Source organism: Caballeronia sp. M23-90 (assembly GCF_053574605.1).
Genome location: NZ_JBSIPA010000674.1, coordinates 1 through 2469 on the forward strand (window position 1 = coordinate 1; position 2469 = coordinate 2469).

Below are 2469 nucleotides of genomic sequence, written 5' to 3' on the forward strand. Positions count from 1 at the left end.
GACCACGCGGCCGAGCATTTCCCAGCCGACAGGCAGGCGCGTGGCGCCAGCCATCGGATCATTGATGGGCGCGCTTTCCAGCGGATAAACACGCGCTCCAGGCAGCAAGCCGGAGACTTCGGTGGTCGGCATGAGGAACAGCTTGTCGCCGGAGAACCCGACGACTTCGGCTTCGGCCATTGGAATGGAACTGCCCGCCGGCAACTCGATCATGCATTCCGATCCCACGCCGAGTTTCAATCCGACGGCTTCCAGCACGAGGCCCGCGGCGCGGGTCAACCGGCCGCACGCGCGCAACGGCTTCGATATCTGGCTGCGCGCCTTGCTGGCTTCGAGCTGGGCGCGCCATCCATCGAGATGCGGATTGTTCACCATCTCCGCCAACTCGACGATCGTCTGCGCCGCCATGTCTTCCAGCGTCGGCTCGGGCGTGACGTCGGGATCGGCGAGCGGTCCAAACGATGCCCGCGCAAGCTCCTGCTCGAGTTCGCTCAACCCTTCCTGCGTCACGCGGCGCGCGGCGCTTGCGGCGTTGTTATGCGTTTGCGTTACCACGGTTGCGTCCTCCCGAGCGCCGCTGCGACGCGCTCCCAGCGCGTTGCATTGGTTGCATCGATTTCACCGCTTGCCGCGTGCGCCTTGCAGCCGCCGCGTTCAATGTCCGGATCGGTGCGGAACGTCCATCCGGCCGCTTGCAACTCTTCCAGCAAATACGCTTCGACAATCGGCAGATCCGCCGGATTCACGATCAGGTACGGCGCGCCGGAAAGCGCCGGCTCGGCCGCGATCACCGAGCGTGCGACAGCCAGCACGGCGGTCGGGTCGAGCGTCAAATGTTGCGACACCACTTGTTGCGCAATATCCAGCGCCAGCGCGGTGAGCGCCTCGGCGACCACGGCGTCGGCGGCTTGCAGGGCGGTCTTGAAGGCATCGGCCATCGAAGCAAGCCGCGCCGCTTCCGACCGTGCGTCGAGGCGGCCTTCTTCTTCGCCCTTCGCATAACCCTGGTCGTAGCCGGCCTGATAACCCATCGCCTGGCCGGCGACGTGGCCCTGCGCCAGACCTTGCGCGTGGGCTTCGTCGCGGACACGACGCAGATGCTTTTCGAGCGCGGCCTGATCGGCGGCGCTGCGATCCACGGGAACCGGATCGAACGACGCCATTTCCCAGCGCTGATACGCGGACATGCGCGCCTTCTTTTCGGCTTCTGTCGGGTGAGCCTGCTTCGCGGCTTCTGCTGCGTCAGACATATGCGTCCTCGGCCTTGCCGCCTAACTGGATCTGACCGCTTTCGGCGAGATTGCGCACGACCTGCAGGATCTTGCGCTGCTGCGTTTCCACTTCGGACAAACGCACCGGACCGCGCGAATCGAGGTCTTCCGCGAGCAGTTCGGCTGCGCGCTGCGACATGTTCGCGAGGAACTTCTGGCGCAGCGGCGGTTGCGCGCCCTTCAACGAAACAATCAGCGTTTCCGATTCCACTTCCTTCAGCAACATCTGGATGGCGCGGTCTTCGAGGTCCATCAGGTTTTCGAACACGAACATCTGGTCGATGATCTTCTGCGCCAGTTCCGCGTCGAATTCCTTGACGTTTTCGATTACCGATTCCTCGTGCGCCGTCGACATGAAGTTGAGGATTTCCGCCGCCGTGCGAATGCCGCCCATCGGCGCGCGTTTCAGGTTGTCGCTGCCGGAAAGCAAGGTGGTGAGCACATCGTCGAGTTCGCGCAGCGCGGCGGGCTGAATGCCGTCGAGCGTTGCAATGCGCAACAGCACGTCGTTGCGCAGGCGTTCGGTCAGGAGCGCCACGATTTCGGATGCCTGATCGCGGTCCAGATGCACGAGAATCGTCGCAATGATCTGCGGATGCTCGTTCTTGATCAGCTCGGCGACCGCCGCCGAATCCATCCACTTCAAGCCTTCTATACCGCTCGTATCGCTGCCCTGCAAGATCCGGTCGATCAGCGCGCCCGCCTTGTTCTCGCCAAGCGCCTTGGTCAGCACCGTGCGGATGTATTCGCTCGAATCGAGCGAGAGCGCCGTGTGCTGTTCGGCTTCGTGCACGAACTCGGTCATCACGTTGTCGAGCTGCTCGCGCGTGACGTTCTTCAACTGCGCCATGGTCGCGCCGATCTTCTGGACTTCGCGCGGTCCCAGGTACTTGAAGACTTCCGCTGCTTCGGATTCACCAATCGACATCAGCAGGAGCGCGGCTTTATTGAGGCCTTCAGCGTTCATCGGACACCCAGTTCTTGACGACCGTCGCGACGATTCTCGGATCCTGGCGCGCGATCATCCGCGCGTAGTCGAGATTGCGTTCGAACTTGGCCTTGTTGCTTTCGTTGCCGAGCAAGCTGACTTCGGCATCCTTGTCTTCATCTACTGCGGATTTCGGCATGGACGGACCATCAAGCAGCGACAGTTCATCCGCCGCCCGCGCTCGGCGCGCCGGATGAACTGTCGCTGCTA

2 protein-coding genes and 2 pseudogenes are annotated in these 2469 nt (G+C 62.9%); all 4 read right to left on the bottom strand.

The genetic code is table 11. The annotated features are described in order from the left end of the window. Positions 1-555: pseudogene (locus ACRXB1_RS34475) on the bottom strand (flagellum-specific ATP synthase FliI); the annotation flags it as partial. Next, the gene (gene fliH, locus ACRXB1_RS34480; RefSeq protein ID WP_075359344.1) at positions 549-1250 is read right to left on the bottom strand and encodes a flagellar assembly protein FliH; all 702 of its coding nucleotides are present in this window, start codon (positions 1248-1250) and stop codon (positions 549-551) included. The gene fliH and the pseudogene ACRXB1_RS34475, both read right to left, overlap by 7 nt. Next, entirely contained in the window at positions 1243-2238 is a 996-nt protein-coding gene (gene fliG / locus ACRXB1_RS34485; RefSeq protein WP_056356390.1) for a flagellar motor switch protein FliG, read from the bottom strand. Before fliG ends, fliH begins: the two co-directional genes overlap by 8 nt. Beyond that, positions 2228-2469 (bottom strand): annotated as a pseudogene (locus ACRXB1_RS34490) (flagellar basal-body MS-ring/collar protein FliF); the annotation flags it as partial. The gene fliG and the pseudogene ACRXB1_RS34490, both read right to left, overlap by 11 nt.

Coding starts and splice junctions, on each gene's coding strand:
- fliH (WP_075359344.1), bottom strand. CDS start 1,250: ATGTCTGACGCAGCAGAAGCCGCGAAGCAGGCTCACCCGACAGAAGCC.
- fliG (WP_056356390.1), bottom strand. CDS start 2,238: ATGAACGCTGAAGGCCTCAATAAAGCCGCGCTCCTGCTGATGTCGATT.